Raw genomic sequence first — 25,983 nt, 5'->3', positions numbered from 1 at the left:
ATCGTACTGTTAATTTTGGTAATATTTCTCCACGATTTCAGCATTTTTAAGTGACAATGTTGGGTATTTCGGATTTGCACCAACATCTTTAGAAATAATGCGGGAACGTTCGCACAGTTCTCCTTCTGCTTTTTGAACCACAATACGTCCTGATGTGTATTCAGGCGCTGATGCATCTTCTTTCTGCTTATCTTCTACCGTTAGTTCAGAGATGATAAAGAGCTGCTTCACATCTTCTTTAATGGATGCAAGAAGGTCTTTCACTTCATCTGTCGCGTAAAGTGTCACACTTGCTTCAAGTGAACGTCCGATGACTTTTTCGTTACGTGCAATCTCTAGCGCTTTTAGAACATCGTCACGCACTTCCATAAAGCGGTCGAACTTCGCTTCTGTCGCTTCCGCATGAGGAACAGTCACACCTTCTGGCATATCCGTTAACTGAACACTTGGCTCTTCAACAAAACTTAAGTGGCTCCATAGTTCATCTGCTGTATGCGGAAGAATTGGTGCAGTCAGCTTTACTAACGCCATTAATGTTTCGTAGAAGACGGTCTGCATGCTGCGGCGGTCTGGATGATCTGCATGCTCAATGTATACGACATCCTTTGCAAAATCGAGATAGAAAGAGCTTAGCTCAATCGTACAGAAATTGTGAATCGCATGATATACGACAGCAAATTCGTAATCATCATATGCTTTTTTCACTTTATCAATTAATTTGTTTAATTTGATTAAGATATATTGGTCCACTTCGCGAAGCTCTTCTACTGGCACTGCATGAATTGCTGGCTCAAAGTCAAAGAGGTTTCCATGCAGGAATCGGAACGTGTTACGGATTTTACGATAAACTTCTGCTACTTGTTTCAAGATATCATCAGACACCGGGTGATCGGCTTGATAGTTGACAGAAGATACCCAAAGTCTAAGAATTTCAGCACCTAGTTGTTTAGCTACTTTGGCAGGTTCAATGGTATTTCCTAAGGATTTACTCATTTTACGTCCTTCTTTATCCAAAGTCATTCCATGGCTAACCACTCCTTTGTAAGGTGCTTTGCCTGTGATAGCTACAGATGTAGATAAAGATGAGTTGAACCATCCACGATACTGGTCAGAGCCTTCAAGATAAAGGTCTGCCGGACGGACAAGGTCATCTCTTTCTTCTAAAACGGCTTGGTGAGAAGAACCAGAATCAAACCATACATCCATGATGTCCTGCTCTTTTGTAAATTCACCATTTGGACTGCCTGGATGTGTAAAGCCTTCTGGCAATAATTGCTTCGCTTCTTTTTCAAACCAAATATTCGAGCCATGTTCTCTAAATAATTGAGATACGTGCTGAATCGTTTCGTCCGTGATGATCGGCTCACCATTTTCCGCATAAAAGACCGGAATTGGAACACCCCATACACGCTGTCTTGAAATGCACCAGTCACCTCTGTCACGCACCATATTGAATAGGCGTGTTTCGCCCCATGCTGGAACCCATTTCGTTTCTTTAATATTGTCTAATAGCGCTTCTCTGAAATCTTTAATCGAAGCAAACCACTGAGCTGTCGCACGATAAATCGTTGGCTTTTTCGTTCTCCAGTCATGCGGGTAGGAGTGCGTGATAAAATCGAGCTTTTTCAGCGCACCTTTTGCTTCAAGCTGTTCTGTGATGGCTTTATTGGCATCCTCGTAGAATAGTCCTTCAAAACCAGGCGCTTCTTCTGTCATCACACCTTTTTCATCTACAGGACATAGCACATCAAGACCGTATTTCATACTGACATTAAAGTCATCTTCCCCGTGTCCTGGTGCTGTGTGAACACAGCCTGTTCCTGCATCCGTTGTCACGTGATCGCCAAGCATGACAAGAGAATCTCTACCGTAAATTGGATGCTCTGCAACGATGGTATCTAATTCTTTTCCTTTTAGTGTTTTCACGACATCATACTCTTCAAAGCCAAGAGTTTTTGCCACTTGTTCAACCAGCTCAGATGCGACAACATAACGCTCATCTCCAACTTTGAGCACACTGTACTCTAGGTTTGGATGAACACAAATGCCAAGGTTTGCAGGAAGTGTCCAAGGTGTTGTTGTCCAGATGATGAATTGTTCGCCGTTTTCAAGTACGCCTTTTCCATCTTTCACTTTAAATGATACGTAAATGGATGGTGAACGTTTGTCTTTATATTCAATTTCCGCTTCAGCAAGTGCCGATTCACTTGAAGGTGACCAGTTAACAGGCTTCAGCCCTTTGTAAATATAGCCTCTTTTCGCCATTTCACCAAAGACAAGAATTTGCTGCGCTTCGTATTCAGGCTTTAATGTCACATATGGATTGTCCCAGTCTGCTCTGACGCCTAATCGTTTAAACTGATTGCGCTGACCCTCGATTTGCTTCCAAGCATACTCCTCGCATAGTTTGCGGAATTCTGCTGTAGACATTTCTTTTCGTTTCACTTTTTTATTTTTCGTGAGGGCTGTTTCAATTGGTAAGCCGTGTGTATCCCAGCCCGGTACGTACGGTGCATGGAACCCATTCATCGATTTAAAACGGACAATAAAATCTTTTAAGATTTTATTGAGTGCGTGCCCCATATGAATGTCACCATTCGCATATGGAGGTCCATCATGCAAAATAAAGGTCGGGCGTCCTTTTGTCCGCTCTAAAACCATTTGATAGATGTCTTTTTCTGCCCACTCCTCTTGGATTTCAGGCTCTTTGTTTGGTAAGTTCCCTCTCATCGGGAATTCTGTTTTCGGCATTAATAAGGTGTCTTTGTAGTTCATACCCATTCCTCCACATGCAAATTCGTATTAAAAAACAATAAAAAAAGCCCTCTCATCCCATAAGGGACGAGAAGGCTTGTCTCGCGGTACCACCCTTTTAGACAAGCACTATGAAACAGCCGCTTATCCACTCTAAAATCGTAACGTGATCAGACGCCTTTTCTTACTGGTTCATTTCAGAAAAGGAACTAAAGGGGTGATCTCATTGCAGCGTTTCGTAATGTCAGGCTTCCACCATCCCTGATTCGCTTAATTACGCATGTAACAGCTGCGAGTGTCCCTTTCAAACGTTTATCTCTTGTTAATTTATGATGGTATTATATGCAACATGTGCACGTCATGTCAAGATGATGCGCTTATTCTTTTTCGTCAAAGACAGCGTCCACTTCATATTCCAGTAAATGATCCCAATCGTCATTTTTTAGAAGATCAAGCTGAGCTTCGATGAGCATTTGGAAACGAGTTCTAAAGACCTTCGACTGTTTCTTCAGCTCTTCGATTTCCATCGCAATCTTTCTTGATTTTGATAGCGCTTCGTTGATAATGCGGTCTGCATTTTTTTCCGCTTCACGAATAATCAATTTCGCTTCTTTATCAGAATGACGTTTTACGTCTTCTGCTGCTTCCTGCGCCACAAGAATCGATTTGTTTAATGTTTCTTCAATTACCGCAAAATGACCTAGTCTTTCGTCCAGCTCGTTTACTTTGTCTTCAAGCTCGTTCTTTTTACGAAGCACGATCTCGTAGTCTTTACGTACCTGGCTTAAAAACTCGTTTACTTCATCTTCGTCATAGCCACGAAAACTTTTTGTGAACGTTTTATTATGAATATCATTAGGTGTTAATGGCAACCTCGCCACCTCCAGATTCAAGTTCGTTATGTCAGAAGCTCAAATGTTACTTTAAATTTATCTTTTTTTGTCTTCCCATCAATCGTTTTCAAGATAAAGCGGCCAAATCCCCGAACAGAGAGCTGATCGCCTTCGCCGATTGTGAAGGAAGGGTCTTCAGTGATTTTCCAGTTTACTTTGACACGTCCATTTTTGACTAAAAGCTGTGCTTTTTGCCGAGACTGACGGCTGACAGCGGCGCATACCGCATCAAGCCGTAAAGAGGAAATGGTATCTTCTTTGATGTCTGTCTTGCTGATGACTGGCTTTATATCTGCCTCACTGATTTCCTCTAATGAAACGGATGCTCTGCCGACATGTGTCAGCTGCGCCCGAACAAAATCGGCGACATCACTTGTACAAATAAACTGCACATCTTCCTCATTAAATAACAGATCACCGAATTTTTGACGCTTCAAGCCTGTCCCAATGAGTGAGCCAAGAAGCTTCGGGTGTTCTATCGAAATAAACTTTTTCGGATAATTCACCTGAAAATAAGACAGCTCAAAATCCTGAATAGACGGTGCTAAATAATCAGGATAGATCAGGGCTCTTTTGCGCTCCGCTCCTTCATATCCGCCAAAAAACATAATCCCAAGTTCATCAGAATGCTGGATGACGGACTTGGTAATAAACTGCTCACGCGGATCAAGAAAGTCTGTTAATTTCATTCGATACTGGTCGAGTGCGATTTTTTTCCAGCCTAACACTTGGTCGACAAATGGCTGTTCGTCTTTTCTAAAATGTTGATAAATATCGCTCATTTTGTTCCCCTTTATGTAAAAGAGCCTGGCAGATGCCAAGCCCGGCAACCTGTTTACATGATTCCGGCAATCATTTGATAAAGACCAGTTAGTCCATAGGATGAAGCAAAACGAATCACAAGCAATGCCACAATCGGTGAGATGTCAATCATGCCAATTGGCGGAATCATTTTACGAAATGGTTCTAAATATGGTTCACAAATCGATGTCAAAAAACGGCCAACTGTTGTTTCTCTTGCAGAAGGCACCCATGACATAAAGATGTAAATAATAATCGCGAATGAGTAAATCGTTAATGCAGTCTGTAAAATATTAAAAATGTAATATAGAATCACTTTGATTTACCACCTCTGAGATTCTTCCTCTGCCAAAAGCTCTGATATTGTGCCAGATACATCCACATTATCAGGTGTGCACAGGAATATATTTGAGCCTATACGCTGAATGTCTCCACCGATTGCATAAACCGTTCCGCTTAAGAAGTCGATGATTCGCTTTGCTTGATCGTGCTGAATGCGCTGCAAATTCACGACGACTGCACGTCTGTTTTTAATGTGGTCTGCAATCTCTTGCGCCTCTGCATAAACACGCGGCTCACTTAACACCACTTTAGAGGATTTCTGCACGCTTTGCAAGCTGACGACATTTTGTTTTCCTGTCTGCGGGCGCTCTTGAAATGCTGCTTTGTCTTTTGTTCCTTTTTCTTCTTGAACTGGTTCTCTTTCTTCATCAATATATTCGTACTCATACTCTTCATCGTCGAGTGTGAAAAAGCTTTTAAACTTATTTTTTATGCTCATGTCACGCACCTCCTGTTTCATTTCCAACAAGTGAAGAGCCAATCCGAACAAATGTCGCACCTTCTTCAATTGCGATTTCAAAATCGTTTGACATGCCCATTGATAAATGCTGACAAGGTGCATTTACTTGGTTAAGAAGTTTTACCTCTTCTTGAAGGCTTTTTAATGTTTTAAAACAGTTTCGAACCACAGTCTGATCATCTGTAAATGGAGCCATCGTCATCAGTCCAGCAATTTCAATGTGTTTGAAATCAGCAAGCTGTTTCACAAATGGAATCACGTCTTCGCTTTGTAAGCCGTGTTTTGACTCCTCAAGAGATGTGTTCACCTGTACAAAACAGCGAACGGTGTGATCCGCTCTTTTTTCAATTTCATTCGCAAGGGACATTCTGTCGAGCGAATGTAAGTAGTCAATTGTCTGAATGACAGATTTCACTTTTCGCGTCTGTAAACTGCCGATGAAGTGCCAGCTAATGTGTTCATCGGTTATGGCCGCCTGTTTTTCAAGTAACCCTTGGTCACGATTTTCACCGAAGTGCAAAATTCCTGCTTCCTTGGCTTCTAGTGCTCGTTCAATCGAGACATATTTTGTCACAGCGACGACCGATACATCGGCTGGGTTTCTACCTGCTCTTTTACATGCTTCGTTTATTTGTTCATTTATTTGTCTGAGATTCTCTCGTACATTCAATTGCACTTATGCCTCCTTAAACCCTACAAAAGACATCATACGTCCTGTTTTCCCTTGATCACGCCGGTGTGAGAAGAAAAGCTGATCGCTGCAGCTTGTGCACATCGAACTGACATGTATATTTTCTTCTTTTATTCCTGCATGAAGCAATACGTTTTTGTTTAATATTTTCAAGTCAATTTTATATTGTCCTTGTGAAATCTCGGAATACACATCCTCTGTTGAAAAAGGAAGCTTTTTCACTTGATCCATGACAACATCATCTACTATGTAGCAGCAGCTGCCAATTGATGGTCCAATGACGACTTGTATTTGATCAGCCTCGGCACCTTCTTGGCTAACCCATACATATACCATCTTTGCGCCAATTTGTTTGACGGTTCCTTTCCAGCCGGCATGAGCCGTTCCAATCAGTTCATTTTGCGGAGCTAGAAAATAAAGCGGAACACAGTCAGCGAAACAAAGAGCGAGCATCATGTTCGGTTCAGACGTATATAAGCCATCTGTTCCAGGCAGTGCCTCATGATAATGTAGACTTCCTCTTCCTCTTTGCTCCTTCGTGACTTTCATGATGCGGTCCTCGTGTGTTTGGTCAGCAAACACCCAATTAGAGAGCGGCACAGCAGTAGCATCTGCTATGACTTGACGATTCATTTGGACACTAGAAGCATCATCTCCTACATGGAGTCCAGTGTTCATTGATTGATATGGAGAAAGACTGAAGCCGCCATTTTTTGTTGAAAACCCGGCCAAGACCTCTTTACCAGAACATGTCATGTTCGTCCAATCATGAATAGTCAATGCATAAGGTGATTTCTGCTGAAAGGGGTCATATTTGTAAGTCAAAGCTGCCTCCCACCTTTCATTCATCTCTCTTTATATCGCTCCTATTTTACCACAAGACATGCATAGACAGTTAGTGGGATTCATTAAATATTACACTCAAATGTGCCCTTTCTACAGGTTTTTTTTCAAATTGATATGAAAACGTAATCTTATTACCCGAAAAAGACATTGTTTGCTGAGAATGGAGAGCTCGTTTTAAGGAAAAATTGAGATATTCATTGAGGAGTTATACGAATTAAGAAGACAATCGGACAAGTATTACATCTTCGCCAATTTTTACTATATTTCGCCATGGGACGATCATTTCCTCTTCTTTTCCGAAAAACCCCATCATTTTACCTGTGCCGCCAATGATAATCGCTTGTATTTTACCGCTCGTGACATTAATATCAATGTCCCCAATGGTGCCTAGTTTTTTCCCGCTGGATACATCGACGACATCCTTGATTTGGAATTCAGAAATACTGATCATCTTTCCTTCCCCGCCTTTCGTTTTCTACTATAATATGTATGATGGAAAAGCAGGGACGCAGACCAATAGTTTCTTTTATCTACAATTTACTTAAGTGCGGACGGCCATTTCTCCACATGACATCCACCGGACATTCAAAGAAGGAAGATAGCAAGTCGCTTGTCATCATTTGCTTTGTCTCCCCTTTATGAAAAACTGCCCCTTCTTTTAATAATAGGGTGTGGTGAAAAACCGGCAGGATCTCTTCTGCATGATGGTTCGTATAAAGCAAAGTGGGCGCATCAGGCTTCGATGCAATGAATGAGACCGTCTCCAGCACTTGTTCTCTTGCTAAAAAATCAAGGCCCGTCACAGGTTCATCTAAAATCAGCAGCTTCGGATCATTCATTAAAGCCCTTGCAATCAGTACTTTTTGTTTCTCTCCTTGTGAGAGGGTTTCATATGTGCGATTGGCATATTTGAATGATCCGAACGCTTTTAATAGGTCAATCGCTTTCTCTCTCATATCATCTGTTGGTGTTTCATAAAGCCCAATAGAAGCAAATGCTCCGCTAAGGACAATTTCAAATGCATTGTCCTCTCTGTGCAGCTTCTTTTCAAGACCTGCAGAGATGAGTCCAATTTTCTTCCGTAGCTTTTCACCAAGAGCCTCCTTGCCAAAGACATGCCCTAATACCGTCATCTCACCTGACGTTGGAAAATAATACGAGCACAGCATATTTAATAAAGCGGTTTTCCCCGCACCATTTAATCCATAAAGCACCCAGTGTTCCTGCTTTTTCACCTGCCAGTCAACAGAACGCAGCAGCCATTTTCCATTTCGTTTTAAAGAAACACCCTTCAAATCAAGTGACACCATCATTTCCTCCTGAGTAAAAATTCTGAATATACAAATAATGAATGTTTACAGCATATCGTAAATGCTCCTTTCGGTAAACCTCACATAAAAAAGCCGCTCCTTTTTTAGGAACAGCTTTTCTGCATGGTTACGAGATTTCAATTCGTACGCCTTCTTTTATATCAGGAAACGTGTGCGGGGATGCAAAGACAGCTCCCGGTAATACATCATCAAACGGCTCTTGGAAGTAGATCGAAATATGACCCAGCTCTTTAAAGTTGTCATTTGCTTTATTGCCGAGTGCAGTGATCGTATAAGTTTGATCGCCCACTTGAATGGTTCCGCCTAGCTTCAGCGGCTCTTCTTCTAAATGTTCGAACTCGTGAATGACAGACATATCTCTTAATTCCTGCGGCGCTGCGGGTCCAAATAAAACAATCAGCTTATCTTCTTTAAACTGCGGGACTAAGATCCCAATTTCTTTTACGACAGATTGTGTTACCATGTATCTCGATTCCTCCTTTAATACGTTTAATACATACCGAAGCTGGCAACGTATGCGATCACAACAGATAAAACCCCTGTAATGAGACGGCTATACAAAACAGCTGGTACCCCATATTGTACCGTTTCCGGCTTCGCTTCACCAAGCGATAGCCCAACTGGGATGAAGTCACACCCTACTTGACCGTTGATGGCAAATAGTGCAGGAAGTGCAAATTGAGGCGGAATGTTACCTAGTGCAATTTGACTACCAATCAGAACACCGATGACTTGTGCAATAACTGCACCAGGTCCTAAGACAGGTGATAGGAATGGCAGTGTACAGACCACAACGAGCAGTAAGAGCCCCCATAGAGATCCTGCGAGTGGTGATAGAAAATGGGCAATCAGATCACCGATTTTTGTATAATTGATAATTCCAATTAACATACTGACAAATGCCATGAATGGAATAATGTTTTTCAAAAGCATATCAACAGAATCACGGCCAGCTTGGTAGAACGTGCCGGTTACTTTCCCGATTCCTCTTGAGAATCTCATGAGGAAATTGCCTTTTTCCTGACGCTCGATATTTTCTTCTTTTAGCTTTGAATACGTTTCTTTGAAATTCTCTTTATCAATCGATTCACTATTTACTTGACCTTCTGCTTTCGCCTCACCAGCTGATGCTTCCACAAAGGAAATATCTTTTTCTGTTACCCCTGATACGAAGATATCCTCTGTAATATGTTTTGCAAGCGGTCCAGAAGGAGAGGATGCCAAAACGTCTACAGTTGGAATGCGCTTCATTGGATAAAGTCCGATTCGCGCGGTTCCTCCGCAGTCAATGACAACACACATCATTTCATCTTCTGGTATCGAGTTTTTAAAACCGTCACATGCTTCTGTCCCTGTCATTTCTGCAATTTTACGTGCAACTGGGTGAATGCCTCCCCCTGTAATGGAAACAACCTTTCTTCTTTTACCAGTTGGTTCAAGCTCTAAGCCTTTTCCCCATCCGCCAGCACCTTTTGCTACAAATACTTTGTGGTTTGTCATGTCTAACCCTCCCCTATTGTGAATTCGCTTTCATTTTTCCTGCTAAGTATTTTGTGATCCATTCAGTAATGATTCCGCGAAGTAAAATGACGACAATCCCGACTAAGAAGTATCGAACAGCAAGCTCTGACATTGAATATCCAGCTTCTTTAATCCCGTTCGCAATTCCTAAGTAGACAAATAGTTCTCCTGCATTGGCATACGGGAATAGTGATGTCACCGGATGAACAAATGAAACAGCTGAATCATAGAATGCTGGTTTTTGTTTTTCAGGTAAGAAGCGGCCAAACGTATAAGCCATTGGATTTGTCAAAATAAGAACGGATAAAATCGGCATTAACGTGTAGCGCAAAATGGTATATTTCGCTGCAAATTGGATCGCTCTATTCACTCTCTCTTCTCCAATAAACTTCATGACAGCATAAGTGAAAGTAAGTAGCACAACAAGCGTTGGAACGATACCTGTAACAAGACCCATGAATTGCTTTCCGCCGGCTTCAAACATTCCGATAAAGTGCTCTCCAAACCATTGAATCCATTCCATGTTTCATCTCCCCTTTCTTTAGTTCACATTTGTTATATTTTTCTTCGAAATTGAGACAAGCGCCTGCTCAGCTGCCATAGAGAGTGCTTGCATGACAGCTGGTCCTTTTTTACGTCTTTTCAATGCTTGTTTCATCATATGGTGCTCGTCTAGCACAGCCCCTACATGCTTGCCTTCATATGAAGGAACTTCCTTAAATTTAGATAAGATCGAGACTCCGCCAAGCACATGACATTTTTGAATGATATATGATTCATCGACAATGATGAGCGCAATGGCCCCAGGACCAACTTTGCGCCGCTCCATTCCTGAAAACAAGTGATAGCCTTGTTTCCCTTTATAGTCATCAATCAGTGAATCCATGCTTTTGCGGTAGTACTTGATTTGAATAAACGATAAACCATATTGCACAATGAGAATGATACAAAGTACGATTGCTAATTTTTCCATAGCCTCACGCCCTTATGATTGAAATAAGTGATCTTGTAGTGAACGCAGCTTCCAGACCGTTGTGTTTGAATCAAGTTCTACATCTTCATGAGATAGGAATTGTCCTAATTTGATGTCTTTTTTCGCTACTACTTTTCCGCTGATTAAGCCAATTGGAATGTGACCGTTCGATTTCATGTCTTGATGCGTTTCAAGGACACCTCTTACGGAGTATCCACCAATTCCGTCAAGTGTTTCTCCTGCTTTAATATCTCTCTTCGCAACAGCCACTGTTTCTGACACTGGTACACCAATTGGGTGGATGGATGAATCATGCTGTAAGACTGCTTTTGCGATAGTGACTGGTGTTTCAAGACTCGCTAAGTGGAAAGGACGATAAAGCGTATAGTGTGGACCTTTTCCAACTTTTAAGTAGCGAAGCTCTTCATCTACTGGCTCAAGCTCACTCTTGACGATGACAAATACGCCTGGTGCAAGTCCATTTACATATTCAACAACTCCGAAGTTATCCAGCACGCCGCCTTGCTGTTTTTGATTCAATTTATCTGCTACATTGTCTAAATTCGCTTCGACTCCGTGCATGCCCACTTTATCTGGCAAAAGACCTGTCGCATTACTCAATAAGTTCATTTCTGCCATTGTTTTTGTTCCGTCCTGGAACGCCGCCAGCATATGAGCACTCATATGTTTACTATCTGCTTCTGCTTTACACGTATCTGGATTTGCTTCTGGGAAGAACGGGTTGTTTTTGCCTTTCCCAGCAACGAGCACCTCAAGCCCCATTGTTTTCGCAAATTCATATAATTCTAGTGTTGCTGCTGGTTCGTCTCCAGCTGATCCAGAGTAAACAAGCCCTGCGTTCGTGAATAATTTATGCATGACCAAACCGATTGTAATATCGACTTCTACATTTAAAAGAACAAGATGTTTTTTTGAATTAAGCGCTTCCAAAGAAATGTTTGCTCCGACCTCTGGAACACCTGTTGCATCCACAACAACTTCCACGAAATCTGATTGAATCACTTCTCTATAATCATTTGTGACAACCATTTGATGAGACTTCACATGCTGCTTGTAAAAATTCGCTGCCTTCTCTGCTGCATCAAGATGAATATCACAAACACCTGCTACAATCATCCCTGGAATGTTAGAAATTTGTGAAATGAGTCCAAAACCCATTTGGCCAGCTCCAATAATTCCTACTTTGATCGGATCTCCGCTGCGTTCTCGTGCTAATAACTGTTGATAAATTGACATCTAAATCATCCTTTCAGGTTTTCTTGCTTCACAATAGATTGCTAGAAAAATAATCTGAAACTTTTAACAAATGTTATAAAAATTAACAAAAATCTCATTATTGTAACATTTGTTATTTTGTTTATCATTTGTTATGAACTTAGTTTATATGATGTGTCAACTTTGTGTCAAGCTAAAATCGATAAAATTTTCAATCTTTTTGAGTCTAAAGACTCAAAAAAACTACCTAATCATATTAGGTAGTTACTTTAATAAGGCATCTCCTGTTCGTTCATCCGTAATTAATACATGAATTAATCCACCTTCTAATGCTGCCCTTATCGCTTCAATCTTTTCTTCTCCTCCAGCGACACCTATAACCAGCGGGATTTCTTTCAACTTTTGCGGACTTATTCCCATCACCCGATCGTTCCATGGATGAGGATACACTTCTCCTTTACGATCAATAAAGTTATAACAAATGTCACCTGCTACATCCTTCGCTTGGAGTATATCCTCCTCGCCGCTTGTCATGTAAGATTTCACCATCGTTGAATGCTGCGGAACCCCGCCAATCCCTACAACAGCAATATTTGATGATTCTCCTAATTCAATGACTTTTTTGATCGACGGCTGTCTAATCAGCACTTCCTTCGCTTCTTTCGTATCAAGCATGACAGGGACATGTAAAAGCTCACATTTAGATTTGAGTGCCTCTGTACATCTCGCAATAATATAGTTGGCATGGATGTCAACATCTTCATTCCCAACACCTCCGACAAGCGGAACAAATGTCACGCATGGATAGTGCTGAACAGACGTAAGTGCTTTCGCCATTTCATGCAATGTTGTCCCTGAGGAAAAGCCGATGACTTGTCCATCCTTCATCACTTTTAATAAAAAGCCCGCAGCCGCAGCGCCGATTCGGCTTTTTGTTGTTTCTTGACTGAGAGATTCAACACATACGACTTCTCGCAGCCCGTATTTCCGCTCTATTTTTCTTTCTAACGACCCGTATTGTTGATTGACTTCATCATGAATAATGATTTCCACGATTCCTGCTTCACGTGCTTTTGCCAAATATTTTGATATGAGCGAACGGCTGACCCCAACAGCTTCTGCAATTTTAGATTGGGTGGCGCCTTCTTCATAATACATATGCGCAACCTTAATGAGCAGCCTTCTTTCATCATGGAATGTCATAATAACCCTTCTTTCCGCTTCTGTGTTCCCTAACAAATGATATCTGAAATAACATTTGTTAAAAACAGATTAAATGAAAAGAATAACCGAGTCAATACTAAAGGCGTGTTCTCTAAAAAGAATGAATAAAGCCGCACATCAAGTGGCGGCTTTAAAAAATGTTCTTATTCATTTGTTTGATGGCTGCTTTTTCAAGCCTTGATACTTGTGCTTGAGAAATCCCAATTTCTTCAGCAACTTCCATTTGCGTTTTGCCTTGGAAGAAGCGTTTGCGAAGAATCATTTTTTCTCGATCATTCAATCTGCGCATTCCCTCTTTTAAGGCCAATTCTTCCACCCATTGTGTGTCTTTGTTCCGTTCATCACTAATTTGATCCATCACATAAATCGGATCTCCTCCGTCATTATAGATCGGTTCAAACAAAGATACAGGATCTTGAATCGCATCTAGGGCAAAGACAATTTCCTCATGAGGCACTTCTAGCACTTTGGCAATGTCTTCTGCCGTTGGTTCCTTGCTTGTCTCACTAATTAGCCTCTCACGGACCTGAAGTGCCTTGTAAGCAATATCTCTTAGTGAACGAGACACCCGAATCGGATTGTTATCACGCAAGTATCGACGGATTTCTCCTATGATCATAGGGACCGCATAAGTTGAAAATCTGACATTGTGGCTTAAATCAAAATTATCAATCGATTTCATTAATCCGATACAGCCTACTTGGAAGAGATCATCCACATACTCTCCTCTGTTGTTAAAACGCTGAATCACACTTAAAACCAACCGCAAATTGCCATTGACTAGCTTTTCTCTTGCTGTATCGTCACCCTCATCTTGCAGCTGTCTGAACAATTTCCTCATCTCTTCGTTTTTCAGAACTGGCAGTTTGGAGGTGTCGACCCCGCAGATTTCCACTTTATTTCTGGACACTTTTTTCCCTCCCTACAGGAGCTGTTGTACAAAGTTCAGTATCTCCTTGGGATGGAAAAATATGCACGAGCTATGACGAGAAACATGTAAAAATAGGTTAATTCCTTTGGCAGCGTAAGGACAGAGCTTTCAAAAAAATTTTTTAGACCATTTTGTTAAATTCTTTTTGTAATCGTTTAATAATTCTTTTTTCCAGCCTTGAAATATATGACTGGGAAATCCCCAGCATATCAGCGACATCTTTCTGAGTTTTTTCCTCACCGCCGACTAAGCCGAATCTGAGTTCCATAATCTGTTTTTCACGATCGTTTAATTGTTCTAGCGCTTTTTTCAGTAATTTTTTATCTACATTTGCTTCAATATCTCGGGTGATAATGTCATCATCTGTTCCAAGTACATCTGATAAAAGCAGTTCATTTCCGTCCCAATCAATGTTGAGCGGCTCGTCAAACGATACTTCTGAACGGATTTTATTATTTCGGCGCAGGTACATCAAAATCTCATTTTCAATACATCTTGAAGCATATGTCGCAAGCTTGATCTTTTTTTCTGGATTAAATGTATTGACTGCCTTGATCAGACCAATGGTTCCGATACTAATTAAATCCTCAATATTAATGCCTGTGTTCTCAAATTTCCTTGCGATATAAACCACTAATCGTAAGTTTCTTTCGATAAGGATGGCTCTTGCGGTTTGATCACCCTTCGGTAATTTGACAAGCAGTTCCTGTTCTTCATCCTTGGATAATGGAGGCGGCAGCGCTTCACTTCCACCAATATAATAAATTTCATCACTCTTTAGACCTAGCTTCATGAGGAGTTTATACCAGTAGTAAGTGAGTTTAAATTTTAATTTTTTCATCTTCTTCTCCCTTCTAAATGTCAAGTTGACCTCGTAAGATAAAAGACATGACCAAAAAACTACGACACCCCTTGTATAATTCTCCCTTCTAACATATCTGGATGAATGATGGATTGAAATTCCTGATCTGCTGATAAACCGCTTAGGCTCATTCCAACAAAACACTTGGCTGGCTGGATCATATGCGTTTTTGAATAAATGACGACCGTATCTGGTTTCAAGCATAGTAGAAACCCATGATCATGACCGACGGCACGATATGGAACAAGTCTTAAACGATCAAGCAGTGGAAACCGATCATCAAGCTTTTGCATCACTTCAACAGGATGAGACTGTTTCATTAGTTCTATAAATGGCTCTCCGCAAATAGACGTTAACTGATCAAGCTGGACGATCATAACAGGTGTTTTTGTCATAGGATCATACAACTGGTTGCCAGAATCAACGAGTCCATTTAAGCGGATGGTCTCCCCGTGAATGTGTATCTCCACAAGCACTTGTTCATCAAACTGTCTTTTTTTCGCACCAACCTCTCCTAATCTTTTCTTTGAAAACAGCCAAATGGCAGGAAAGCCGGTTAAAACGAAAAGCCAGCTAATGGGATCGCCAAAGCCATCATTTTGTGAAATAAGGAGTCCATCTTGAATGACTGTATTTGTTTGCAAAAACGAATGAACCCCGATCATGCCTCCTCCCATCAAAAATGTGACAAAGTAAAAAGCAAACAGGTTTTGAAAAAAGGAACGAAATCTTTGAAAACCAAAGGTTGCAAGCACGATCAAGACAGAAAAAAGTAGTTTGCCTAAAGGGTGTGACACAAACATTGCAAATGGTGTAAAGAGCAAGAGAACAATGCTCGATCCAATCAGAGCTCCTAACATATATCGCCTTTTTTTTACTTGTCGTTTGAGAATAAATGCAGTGAGTAAGAGAAGCAATAGATCAAAACAAAAGTTTAACAGCCAAATCACATCTAAATAAATGACCACCTTCTGCTCCTTTCATCTGAAACAAAGAATCAAAAGCAGTACTTGCACTTGTTTGTACCAGTATAAAACAGTCATGAGATGGAAGTCTGTCAATTCTTGTTGGGGATGATAGAGAACTTTTGGTGGATTGTTATTGTTTTTGTCGAGGAATGAGAGTGCGGGACAAGAGAGCGATGTTTTGGACAAGTTTTCAAACGATTGTTCGATACAAAAAAGACACGCTCCAAAGAGTCGTGTCTTTTGCTAATGATTACTTCTCGTTGATGTTTAATGTGCCAGAAGCCTTTTGTCTTGTGACATTTCCATAATCATCTCGCACAATGACTTCAATGACCGCGCCTTTTGCTTTTGCGGTAGATGTAGCCGTCCAGTAGCCTTCATATGTTCCCTTGGCTACTTCACGAATCGGCAGCTCTGCTATATTTTGAAGCTTTGATCTAGCGTTTGTCAGCGGCATGTGAATGACAAAGGTTGCCTCTAGCTTCTCCCTGCTTTTAAATGAAATTTTAACAGATTCTCCCGATGATAAATGGACATCCTCTGCTGGAGTCAGCTCAGAAATGTCAGGTGCCTCGTATTGAACATCAATGTCGACTTTTCTAGTCGTTTTGTTTCCTGCTGCATCCTTTGCTATCACTTTTATCGTATTCTTCCCGTTCTCAAGCAGCACTCTAGCGGAATACTTCCCATCTTTTACTGTCGCTTTCTTTCTATTCACTGTGACTTGATCAAGATGATCGTCCGTTACTTTTCCTTCCACAGTGAGCGATTCTCTATTTGATTTTTCGCCTTTTTTCGGTGTATCAATGGTCAAAGTTGGTGCTGTTTGATCAATGATCACCTTTACCGGCTTGGATGGTTTCGTTGCGCCTTTATCCGTGACAGTCGCTGCCGTGATGATATGCTCTCCGCTTGAAACAGTGATCTTCTCTTTGAAGGTGCCCGACTGATCTGCTTTGACTTCGGCGACCTCTTTGTCGTTTTGATAGATCGCTACATCAAGCCCAGGAGAGGCTGTGCCTTCAACCTCCAATTCACCTTTATTTGTGATGGTTCCTGCCTTTGGAGATGTAATCTCTGGCACATCTGCTTCATAGTTAACAAGCGCGCGAATCATATAATTCCCCTCTTCTTTTGGAGAAGGAGAAAAAGCACCGCTCGTCAGCTGCCAGCTTCTTTCAGTATTTGGCCCATCTTCATCTGTTGCAAGCCCGGGAGATTCCGTATTCTTTTTCGTTTGAATGTAGACGAGATAAAAATCTCCCTCCACAGTGATTGCTTGATCTTCTAAATCTACTTTTGTCCATTCACCATTACGCAGTGCATTCGCCTTCAAAGGTCCTGCAATTTTCTCACCTGGTGCTCCGTCTTTCCCGGAAGCGTCATACACTTCAACCGCAAATTCATTACCGCCAGGAGCTGGCCATTCTGATGTCCAGAAACGGAAAAGTCCGCCTGTGACTTGTGCTTGTTTCTTTCCCTTTTCTAGTGAAAACTTCACAGCCCAGCCATTGCCAGGATCATAGAAAGCCCGCGCATTTTCAGCTGTCCCGTCATCGTAGCCAATTTCACCAGCAAAGCCGATAAAAGGTTCAAGCTTGATCGCTTTTGCCAGCGGCTTTTCTGTGACATCCGCCGTAAACGAATAGCCTTTAAAACCTTTCGCAAATACTTTGACTGTATAAACGCCGCTCAATGCCTCTAAAGAAAACTCGCCGGATTCATCTGTTTTCACCGGCTCAATGTTGGCATCCTCTACAAGATAAACAGTGGCATCCTTTACTTTTTCACCCGTTGTTTCATTGACAACTGTGCCGGATATCGTTCGTTTCTCAAGTGGCTGTAAGGAGAAATTCGCTTCTGCCTTTTCGTTTGAGGAAACATTGACTTTTTGGGTGCGTGATTCAAAGCCGTAAGCTTCAGCTTTTACTGTGAATTCTCCTGCTCCATGAGAAAGCTGATATCTTCCTGTCGCTTCATCAGTGTACGTTGATTTTCCGCTTTCAAGGACACTGATTTGTGCCTTCATAGGAAGGGCTTGAATGGACGGGACATCTCGACCTTTTTCCTTTTTCATCTGCACATGTTTTTCTTTTACTTTAGCAGGTGTTGCACTTTTCGGATTGACTGATTTCTTATTTTGCGTTGTAGACTTTTCCTTTTTGATCACGCCAAGTTGTTTTTTTGCTTTTTGAGGCAATGCTTGATCTGTTATTTTCACATCATCTAAATAAAAGCCGTCTTTTGTGACACTGCCATCTGTTCTCAGCTGAAAAACCACTCTCACCTTTTGACCTTTATAGGCAGATAAATCGACTTCACCTGCTGTCCATGCATTTGTTTTTCCTGTATAGGCTGCCACTTGAACAGCATCTTCGCCCTCAGGCTGCACATGTACATGCACATAGTCATAGTTTGCTTCGAGATCATGCCAGTATTGATATTGCAAAAAGGAGGAGCCTGACTCTGGTACCGCAATCATCGGCATTGATAAATTGGCATCCATTTGATTTTCATAAGGACTGTCTAAGTTTGTGGCATAGACACGTTCTCCTGTAAAAGCTTGTTTCGGACCTGTGGACGGTTTTCCCCACTGCCACGGATCTTTTATTCCACCACTGAACCATCCACTTGGCCATGCTTCAAAATCTTGCGAGTAGCCCGTGGTGACGGATGTCTTAACCGGTAGGGTGTACGGCTCTGATGCCGCTTCATTTTCTCCAAAATCTTTCACAATCCATCGATACGTGACGTTCTCGCCCTCAAGTTCAGGAAGCTGGACAACATAGGTTCCTTTTAAATGATTTCCATTCGTACGACTTGCTTGCAGCGTCTCCCATTCCCCTTGATCCACTTGGTAGGTCAAGGATACATTTGTCACAGCTACTTCATCTTCCGCTGTAATTGTGAGAGGTGTTGGCGTAGAAGAAAAGATCTCGTTCGGTCCTTTATGAGAAAAAACAGGTGGTTCTGTATCTTCCCCTTCTGTGGTGACCTGTCCTTCAATCGTGCCAATTCCGTCGGTTAATGATGTAATCGCCTCTCTTGCATCAACTAAACCTGCCCCATAGCCATTGTTAGGCGATTCAGGAAATTGCTCGTCTGTCAGCGGCTTCGCTGTATCAATGAGAATTTGCTCAATCTCTTCAACAGAAAGATCTGATTGTACTTGGCGAAGAAGAGCGACAACAGCTGAAACATGCGGACCTGCCATCGACGTGCCATTCCACCCATCCTCATACCCTTTCCCTGGGATTGAAGAACGAATGTTTACCCCTGGAGCAGCAATATCTGGTTTCATAACGCCATATGGAGACGGACCTTGCAGTGAGAAAGACCCTAATTTATTGTCTTGATCCGTTGCACCCGTAGCAAAGGCTTCTTGGTAGTTTGCGGGATTTGCAATCGATCCCTCACCCCCAGGATTAAATAAATCGGTATTGCCAGCTGAAAACTCTGGAAAGATGTCTGCTGCTCTCCAAGCATTGACCACATCTTTATACCAATCATCAAGCCCAGGCCCACCACCCCAAGAATTATTGACGACATCTGGTGCCTTTTCTGGATGCGGGTTTCCGTTCTCATCCTTCGGTGCCAAAATCCACTCACCTGCATCTAGCAGATCAGCATCTGTTCCTCCATCTTCTGAGAAAGCTTTCACTGCGATCCATTTTGCACCTGGTGCGACCCCGATTTGATTCGTTCCATCTGGCTCAGAACCAACCATTGTTCCAGTCACATGTGACCCATGCTCTAAGTCATCGTAAGGTGAATCAGATCCAGTCGTTGCATCATACCAATTGAATTCATGAGATGGTTCATTCGGACGAGCCGGATCAAACCCGCGATATTTTTCTTTTAAAGCAGGGTGATCCCATTCCACACCTGTATCAATACTTGCAACAACTGTACCAGTACCGTCATAGCCTAAAGCCCACGCTTCTGGGGCATGAACCTGAGAAATATTCCACTCGATTCCATCTACTGCTTTGATTTGTTTTTTCTGTTGAGAACTCTTCAAATCAACAGGACGATGAATTTGACGTGTTTCATTCGGCAGCACTTGATCTACTTCTGGAAAGGAAGCGACCTTTTCCATGACTTCTTTCGTTCCCGTCACAGCTAGACCATTTACAATATAGTACGAACGAATATCCTTCACTTGCTTTTTCTTTTTTTCCTTTTGTAAATACGCAAGCAGTGCTTGTTGTGTCTCATCTGACGTTGCTCTTAGCTCAGATACAACAGCTGATCTTTTTGTGTACTGCGTTTTCGCAGCTGTTAGTTTCTGCTTTTTGGCTTTCGACACAGCTTCCTTCGCTACTTTTTGCGCGTTTGTTTGTTCCTTCATTTTGACTAAAAAGGTCACCTTGTCTTCCTGTTGAAACTGCTTCATTAATCTAGATGAAATCTTTGCTTTTGTTGTCTTAGAGGAAACAGCTTCCTCCTGATATGAGGTAGAAGTCGATTTTGCCTGAACCATCCCAAAGCTTGTCATCGCTAAAGTACCCATCACCAATAGACTCATCAAACGATAGCCGGCGGTTTTGTGAAACTTCACTTTCAATCAAATCCCTCCTCCTCAAATGGTCAAGCAGCGTGTAGTCCTCACTTCTCCCTTCCTTTTTGTTTATGACAAGATTCATGGTGTTCTATTTAATGTAGTCAAATAAAGTTCATCATTTTGTCGTTTTTTGTAACAGGTATCAAAAATGATTCTTTTGCCTTAATTCACATAAGTCAAAATACATAGGTTGGATTGAGTGATTCTTGCATGTTCAAGACTTTTTTATTAGAAGAACAACAGGTCCTTTTATCCTTTTTAGGCATTAAAAAATCCCCTTCCAATGGAAGGGGACGAGCTATGCTCAATTAGCGTTTGTTGCGGTTACGCAAGAACGTTGGGATATCGAGCGTATCATCGCTTGATTGTTGTGTATTTTGTCTTGGCTGAGATGATGTTTGCTGATGTTCCTCGCGTTTTACTTCACGCTTTTGTGGAATGGATTGATTTTGCTTTAATCCTTGACCTAATGGATTTCTTTGTGATTTTGTCATTTCTGGCTCCTGCTCAATAAATCCAGTTGCGATCACTGTCACCACAATTTCATCCTTCAAGTTATCATTAATAACAGATCCGAAAATCATGTTTACATCTTCATCAGATGCTGATGCAACAATATCAGCTGCTTCTTGCACCTCATAAAGACTTAAGTTTGTACCACCCGTAATATTCATGATGACGCCTTGTGCACCGTCAATCGCCGTTTCAAGAAGTGGTGAAGAGATGGCTTTCTTCGCTGCTTCAGCGGCACGGTTTTCACCTGTTGCAACACCGATTCCCATAAGGGCTGAACCTTTATTGGACATGATTGTTTTCACGTCAGCAAAGTCAAGGTTAATCAAACCTGGTGTTGCAATTAAATCTGAAATTCCTTGAACACCTTGTCTTAACACGTTATCTGCTGCACGGAATGCTTCAAGCATTGGCGTGTTTTTATCGACAATTTCAAGCAATCGATCGTTTGGAATCACGATTAATGTATCAACCGCTTCCTTCATAGAAGCAATTCCTTCAACTGCTTGAAGCTGACGCTTTCTTCCTTCAAATGTGAAAGGACGAGTGACGACACCAACTGTCAATGCCCCAGAATCTTTTGCGATTTTTGCAATGACAGGTGCAGCACCAGTTCCAGTTCCACCGCCCATACCAGCTGTAACAAAGACCATGTCAGCGCCTTTTAATACTTCTTCAATTTGTTCTTTGCTTTCCTCAGCTGCCTTTTTACCGACTTCAGGATTCGCACCTGCTCCAAGCCCTCTTGTCAGCTTAGCACCGATTTGCATTTTTGTTTCTGCTTTTGATAGATTTAACGCCTGTGCATCTGTATTAACTGCAATAAAATCGACACCTTGTACGTCATTTTCGATCATTCGGTTGACAGCGTTATTTCCGCCCCCACCTACTCCGATTACTTTAATTGATGCTAGGCCGTCTATATTTGTTTCAAACTCCAACATGCTGAATCCTCCTAATCCGTCGAAAATCTAATTCTATTCCCAGAACATATTAAATAGTTTTTTCATTTTGCCCGGTTTTTTATTTGTCTCTTGTTGTGCTTTTTGCTTTACTTTCGGTCTTGGCTGAGCTTCTTTCACTTGTGATGTAGCAGAAACCGGCTCCATGGACGCGCCTACTTCATGAAACGCTTCATCCGGCATTTGGAATCCAACCTGTCTGCCCTGGATCTTTGCATTGCGGTAAGCAAAATGGATCAGACCCACTCCTGTCATATATTGAGGCTCTCTCACCCCGATATAATTAGGACTTGCAATTCTTACATTGTTTTGTAAGACCGTTTGTGCAAGAGAAAGGATACCTGGTATGGCTGCCTGCCCACCTGTTAGAACGAATCCGCCAGGCAAATCATGAACACCCATATTTCTTAATTCCTCTGCCACAAACAACAGGATTTCTTCCAGTCGTGCTTCGATGATATTGGCCGCTTCAAGTTGTGTATACGTCTGTTTTTGATCGGTACCGATGACGGAAACTTCAAATGTTTCCTCAGACGATGCCTCATCATAGAACGCATGTCCAAATTGTTTTTTGATTCGTTCAGCTTCTTCAGTGGAAGTTCTAAGTCCTATAGACAAATCTTTTGTAATGTTCTCTCCGCCCAAAGGGATACTGTGAGTAGAATAGAGATGCCCGTTTTCAAATACGGATATCGTAGTAGATCCGCCGCCAATATCGACAAGAGCTACCCCTAGATTTTTTTCATCTTTCGATAATGCTGCTGAGCCCGATGCGAGTGGCTGCAAGCAAATATCCATAATTTCAATCCCAGCTCGTTCTACACATCGGAGCCAGTTATGTAGAATCGTTTTAGAGCCTGTAATTAACGATCCTTCCACCTCTAACCGAACACCAAGCATTTTTTTCGGATCTGTGATCTCATCCCTTCCGTCGACGATAAATTGTCTCGGAATCACGTCTATGACGAGATGTTCTTGAGGAATAGATACTACCTGTGCAGCATCTAAGACACGTCTCACATCTTCAGCATGTATTTCTTTGTTTTCACTAGATACTGCGACCACGCCGCTCGTATTCTGAATATGAATGTGGTTTCCGTTAATTCCGACAATCGCCTTTTGTAAAGGAAAACCTACCATTCTCTCAGCCTGTTCAAATGCTTGTCTAATAGAATGAACTGTCTCATCTATATCAACAATCGATCCTTTTTTTAACCCCTCTGAAGGGACATTTCCAACACCTATTATGTTAAGCGAATCATCCGCCATTTCTCCGACGATGACTTTTATATTGGATGTACCGATGTCAAGGCTGACGTAAATTTCATTGTTGTTCATTCTATGGCACCTCCTCACATATCAATACTTTCTATTCTATTATTTGCTGAACAACAATACAATGAATGTGTTTTTACAAGTGTGTAACAAAACTTAAAAAATCAACATTTTTTATTAGGATTACTGAAAATATTCGTTACATCATATGTATATCCTTTTTTATGACTCACTTTTTTTCTTTTTTTCTCTAGAAATTGTCCATTTTGTTAGTAGGATTCTTCGAATAACTGCTATATTTTGAAACAATCTAACGCCGAACGCAAACATTCCGACTAAATACAAGTCTACACCAAGATGGACGCCCAGAAAAGCTAAACTTATTGCGAGTATAATATTAAAGAAGAAGCCTGATACAAACACCAGTTCATCGTATGCCCCTTGCAGATGTGCTCGTATTCCACCAATCAAAGTATCAAGCGCAGCAAGTACAGCGAGGGAAAGGTAGTTAGAATACTCATTCGGTATCGTAAAATTTGTTAAAAAACCGATTGCAACTCCTATGATTAAGCCAAGAACAGGAAGCCACATTAAGATTTTCCCTCCTTTACATCGTCAAGAGGCTTCAATTCGTTTATCTGAATTGCACCGTCATATGCCTTCAAATGAATTTTTTTCTTCGGCTGGCTAATACTCAAGCTGAAATTTTCCTGAGCGAACAAATCGCCAATATCTGATACATTTAAACGGCTGGATAATTTGTCTGCCTGCTGGCTAATCATCTTAATGGTAACTGCATCATCATCTAAGCTGTAACCATCCATTTTCGTCGTCCCATTAATATCTCGAATCACACTTGTATTAATCACACGGTGGTCATTAATGGAAATATGTTTTGCCCCAAACATGTTGGCTTCGTTGATTAACTTTTTCAGAAGATCAGGCGGGATATTTTTCACTTCTTCCCCGGTCAGATCCTTGGAAAAAAGCTGAGAAATCTCAACTTCAATCCCCTCCCCCGTTACCTCTGTAAAACCAGCCTTTTCTTTTAAATCTTTTAGCGTTTTTGTTAATTGAACTTCTTTTGATTGATCTCCTTGATTATCATACTTTTTCAGCATCTCATCATATTTATCAATTTCTTTCAGCAAATCCAATTCTTTACTTTTAGATGCAGATAAATCCTCTCTTAATTCCCAAACATCGCGAGTATCACGAATTTTCGGTTTTTGCAAAGAGTTAAATTGGACGGAGACCATGATGCCAAATATCACCATCAAGACTGTCAAACTAAGTAAAGGCTTCTTTTTCCTCAACACCACTCACCTTTTCACTTTTAATCTTTGTTTCTTAAAAGAGGATTCATACGAATATCCTTTTTTTCAATCGTCATTGAAATGTGATCACTTGTCAGCTGATCAACCACCCCGCCAGCAATATTTAAAGCAGGTATTAACACAGCAGGATCCCCAATAGCAGAAATGACAAATGGCGCTGGATGCTGAACTCCGTCAACTGTGACGACTGGGCCATTACAATGTATGTATGATTGGTGTGTGATTCTTTGTCCGTTAATAGATACAGCAGATGCCCCTGATATAAATAGTTCGTTTATCACATGAAAAATGTGACTCTCATGAACAATGTAATTATTGACATTTTGTCCACTCGGGATATAAGATGCATCTTCAAGAGATACTTTTACCCCTTTCCCTTTTACACCTATCTCCCCTGTAAACATTCTGTATTTCTCAACATCTTCCAACACATTAAAATACTGCTCTTTTTCATTTTTCAAACTGGACTCTGTCGCTTGAACCTTTGATTGAAGGCTATATAGTTCTTTTTCAAGTTTTTGATTCGCCTTTTCTTGCTTTGTCAGCTGACTTTTCAAAGAGTATTCTTTTTTCCATTGTTCGGTTCGATTGACATCTGCCTGATGCTGCTTTGTATATTGGTATGAAAAAGAAATCAGAAACCCAAGAACAAGCATCACAATTGAAAATATAACTGTTTTGCCTCTCAACGTTCATCTTCCTTTTTCTTAGATTTGAAAGCTTCAAAATACGTTGCGACTTCCATATGAATCGTGCCTTTCTCAGATGACGAAAGTTCTTTTACAATAGCTGGATAGGTTTTCATTTTATCAGCGAATGTTTTAATTGATGCGATCACGGTGTTCCCGTCATTCATATAAAATTTAACGAGCCACTGGTTTGAACTTGTCGGGACATAATATACTTCTGAGATGAGTTCCTGAATAGAGGCTGGGAGCTGATTTAAAGATTTAACTGTTTGCTTCAGTTTCTCTTTATTGTCCCAATCGACAAAAATAGGTCCTGCATGATTAGGCGTTACTTCATCTGGTAAAGCTGTCCCATTTTCAAGAAGCTCATAATATAGATTTCCCTTTTGAAGATATGCAATATTTGCATATTCTTTTACAGCAATACTGACCTTATTCGGGAAATGTTTTTTAATACTGACACTTTTAATCAGTTTATTTTGTTTAATATGGTCTGCTGTCATATCTTTATTTAAGTTCCAAAACTCTGTCTCGCCTTCTTTAATTTGTGAAAGTTTAACAAGCTGTTTTGTTGATACATGCTCGTTACCCGTGATGGTTAAAGAAGAAATTTTACTGATTGGTGTTTGCAAATAAATAACAATTAAAACCATGATAAAAAACAGCAGAATAAAAGAGATCAGTCTCCGATTTGCTTTCTGCTTTCTTTGTTCTTTAATTTTAGGAATTCGCTCTTCTATATTGACGATCTTTTCATTTTCATGATCAGGCCGCATATATACTCTTCACCTCATTCAAAGCTGCTTGTCC

25 protein-coding genes and 1 other annotated feature are annotated in these 25,983 nt (G+C 41.1%); all 25 genes read right to left on the bottom strand.

Features of this window, described 5'->3' with window-relative positions; genetic code table 11:
* Positions 1-9 precede the first annotated feature (9 nt).
* The gene (gene ileS / locus NPA43_RS07335) at positions 10-2,775 is read right to left on the bottom strand and encodes an isoleucine--tRNA ligase (protein ID WP_230031456.1); all 2,766 of its coding nucleotides are present in this window, start codon (positions 2,773-2,775) and stop codon (positions 10-12) included.
* Positions 2,776-2,834: 59 nt separating this feature from the next.
* Positions 2,835-3,072 (bottom strand) — a binding site (T-box leader).
* A gap of 59 nt (positions 3,073-3,131) precedes the next feature.
* A complete protein-coding gene (locus NPA43_RS07330; RefSeq protein WP_034317940.1) occupies positions 3,132-3,626 on the bottom strand; it encodes a DivIVA domain-containing protein in 495 nt (164 codons plus the stop codon).
* Positions 3,627-3,652: 26 nt separating this feature from the next.
* Complete coding sequence (locus tag NPA43_RS07325) at positions 3,653-4,429, bottom strand: YlmH family RNA-binding protein (protein ID WP_256499537.1); 777 nt, start codon at positions 4,427-4,429, stop codon at positions 3,653-3,655.
* A gap of 53 nt (positions 4,430-4,482) precedes the next feature.
* Positions 4,483-4,764 (bottom strand): YggT family protein, encoded by a 282-nt coding sequence (locus tag NPA43_RS07320; protein ID WP_099725929.1) that lies wholly within the window; start codon positions 4,762-4,764, stop codon positions 4,483-4,485.
* Between the two features lie 6 nt (positions 4,765-4,770).
* A complete protein-coding gene (gene sepF / locus NPA43_RS07315; RefSeq protein ID WP_099725930.1) occupies positions 4,771-5,229 on the bottom strand; it encodes a cell division protein SepF in 459 nt (152 codons plus the stop codon).
* 1 nt (position 5,230) lies between these two features.
* Positions 5,231-5,920 (bottom strand): YggS family pyridoxal phosphate-dependent enzyme, encoded by a 690-nt coding sequence (locus tag NPA43_RS07310; protein ID WP_230031453.1) that lies wholly within the window; start codon positions 5,918-5,920, stop codon positions 5,231-5,233.
* A 6-nt stretch (positions 5,921-5,926) separates the two neighbouring features.
* The gene (pgeF, locus tag NPA43_RS07305) at positions 5,927-6,790 is read right to left on the bottom strand and encodes a peptidoglycan editing factor PgeF (protein ID WP_370461137.1); all 864 of its coding nucleotides are present in this window, start codon (positions 6,788-6,790) and stop codon (positions 5,927-5,929) included.
* A gap of 211 nt (positions 6,791-7,001) precedes the next feature.
* Positions 7,002-7,238, bottom strand: coding sequence for a YlmC/YmxH family sporulation protein (locus tag NPA43_RS07300; protein WP_008344958.1), 237 nt, complete (start codon positions 7,236-7,238; stop codon positions 7,002-7,004).
* A 79-nt stretch (positions 7,239-7,317) separates the two neighbouring features.
* On the bottom strand, positions 7,318-8,097 hold the full coding sequence (locus tag NPA43_RS07295; protein ID WP_256499665.1) for an ABC transporter ATP-binding protein: 780 nt from the start codon (positions 8,095-8,097) through the stop codon (positions 7,318-7,320).
* Between the two features lie 127 nt (positions 8,098-8,224).
* On the bottom strand, positions 8,225-8,581 hold the full coding sequence (locus NPA43_RS07290; protein ID WP_007499733.1) for a PTS glucitol/sorbitol transporter subunit IIA: 357 nt from the start codon (positions 8,579-8,581) through the stop codon (positions 8,225-8,227).
* A 26-nt stretch (positions 8,582-8,607) separates the two neighbouring features.
* The gene (srlE, locus tag NPA43_RS07285) at positions 8,608-9,618 is read right to left on the bottom strand and encodes a PTS glucitol/sorbitol transporter subunit IIB (protein WP_230031451.1); all 1,011 of its coding nucleotides are present in this window, start codon (positions 9,616-9,618) and stop codon (positions 8,608-8,610) included.
* 13 nt (positions 9,619-9,631) lie between these two features.
* Entirely contained in the window at positions 9,632-10,162 is a 531-nt protein-coding gene (gene srlA / locus NPA43_RS07280) for a PTS glucitol/sorbitol transporter subunit IIC (protein WP_003210918.1), read from the bottom strand.
* A gap of 18 nt (positions 10,163-10,180) precedes the next feature.
* Positions 10,181-10,612 (bottom strand): transcriptional regulator GutM, encoded by a 432-nt coding sequence (locus tag NPA43_RS07275; RefSeq protein WP_230031450.1) that lies wholly within the window; start codon positions 10,610-10,612, stop codon positions 10,181-10,183.
* A 12-nt stretch (positions 10,613-10,624) separates the two neighbouring features.
* Positions 10,625-11,869: an NAD(P)H-dependent oxidoreductase gene (locus NPA43_RS07270; RefSeq protein ID WP_256499536.1), complete on the bottom strand. Its 1,245-nt coding sequence runs from the start codon at positions 11,867-11,869 to the stop codon at positions 10,625-10,627.
* Between the two features lie 243 nt (positions 11,870-12,112).
* Positions 12,113-13,051: a sugar-binding transcriptional regulator gene (locus tag NPA43_RS07265; protein WP_230031449.1), complete on the bottom strand. Its 939-nt coding sequence runs from the start codon at positions 13,049-13,051 to the stop codon at positions 12,113-12,115.
* 151 nt (positions 13,052-13,202) lie between these two features.
* Entirely contained in the window at positions 13,203-13,982 is a 780-nt protein-coding gene (gene sigG / locus NPA43_RS07260) for an RNA polymerase sporulation sigma factor SigG (protein ID WP_034317964.1), read from the bottom strand.
* A gap of 142 nt (positions 13,983-14,124) precedes the next feature.
* On the bottom strand, positions 14,125-14,844 hold the full coding sequence (gene sigE / locus NPA43_RS07255; RefSeq protein ID WP_007499746.1) for an RNA polymerase sporulation sigma factor SigE: 720 nt from the start codon (positions 14,842-14,844) through the stop codon (positions 14,125-14,127).
* Between the two features lie 59 nt (positions 14,845-14,903).
* Positions 14,904-15,833 carry a sigma-E processing peptidase SpoIIGA gene (spoIIGA, locus tag NPA43_RS07250; RefSeq protein ID WP_230031448.1) on the bottom strand — a complete coding sequence of 310 codons (930 nt, stop codon included), beginning with the start codon at positions 15,831-15,833 and terminating at the stop codon, positions 14,904-14,906.
* A 250-nt stretch (positions 15,834-16,083) separates the two neighbouring features.
* Positions 16,084-20,400, bottom strand: coding sequence for a S8 family serine peptidase (locus NPA43_RS07245; RefSeq protein ID WP_371930229.1), 4,317 nt, complete (start codon positions 20,398-20,400; stop codon positions 16,084-16,086).
* Between the two features lie 305 nt (positions 20,401-20,705).
* Positions 20,706-21,854: a cell division protein FtsZ gene (gene ftsZ / locus NPA43_RS07240; protein WP_256499535.1), complete on the bottom strand. Its 1,149-nt coding sequence runs from the start codon at positions 21,852-21,854 to the stop codon at positions 20,706-20,708.
* Positions 21,855-21,887: 33 nt separating this feature from the next.
* Positions 21,888-23,210, bottom strand: coding sequence for a cell division protein FtsA (gene ftsA / locus NPA43_RS07235; RefSeq protein ID WP_099725939.1), 1,323 nt, complete (start codon positions 23,208-23,210; stop codon positions 21,888-21,890).
* Between the two features lie 159 nt (positions 23,211-23,369).
* Complete coding sequence (locus NPA43_RS07230; RefSeq protein WP_003210988.1) at positions 23,370-23,738, bottom strand: small basic family protein; 369 nt, start codon at positions 23,736-23,738, stop codon at positions 23,370-23,372.
* Entirely contained in the window at positions 23,738-24,463 is a 726-nt protein-coding gene (locus tag NPA43_RS07225) for a DUF881 domain-containing protein (protein ID WP_249705511.1), read from the bottom strand. The genes NPA43_RS07230 and NPA43_RS07225 overlap by 1 nt, the downstream gene beginning before the upstream one ends.
* A gap of 20 nt (positions 24,464-24,483) precedes the next feature.
* Positions 24,484-25,173, bottom strand: a complete 690-nt coding sequence (locus tag NPA43_RS07220; RefSeq protein ID WP_099725941.1) for a DUF881 domain-containing protein — start codon at positions 25,171-25,173, stop codon at positions 24,484-24,486.
* Entirely contained in the window at positions 25,170-25,949 is a 780-nt protein-coding gene (locus tag NPA43_RS07215) for a cell division protein FtsQ/DivIB (RefSeq protein ID WP_099725942.1), read from the bottom strand. Before NPA43_RS07215 ends, NPA43_RS07220 begins: the two co-directional genes overlap by 4 nt.
* Positions 25,950-25,983: the final 34 nt, after the last annotated feature.

Origin of the sequence: Bacillus pumilus (genome assembly GCF_024498355.1) — a bacterium.
GTDB lineage: Bacteria > Bacillota > Bacilli > Bacillales > Bacillaceae > Bacillus > Bacillus pumilus_P.
The sequence above is the reverse complement of the archived record's forward strand: the minus strand, read 5'-3'. Positions and strand labels throughout refer to the sequence as shown.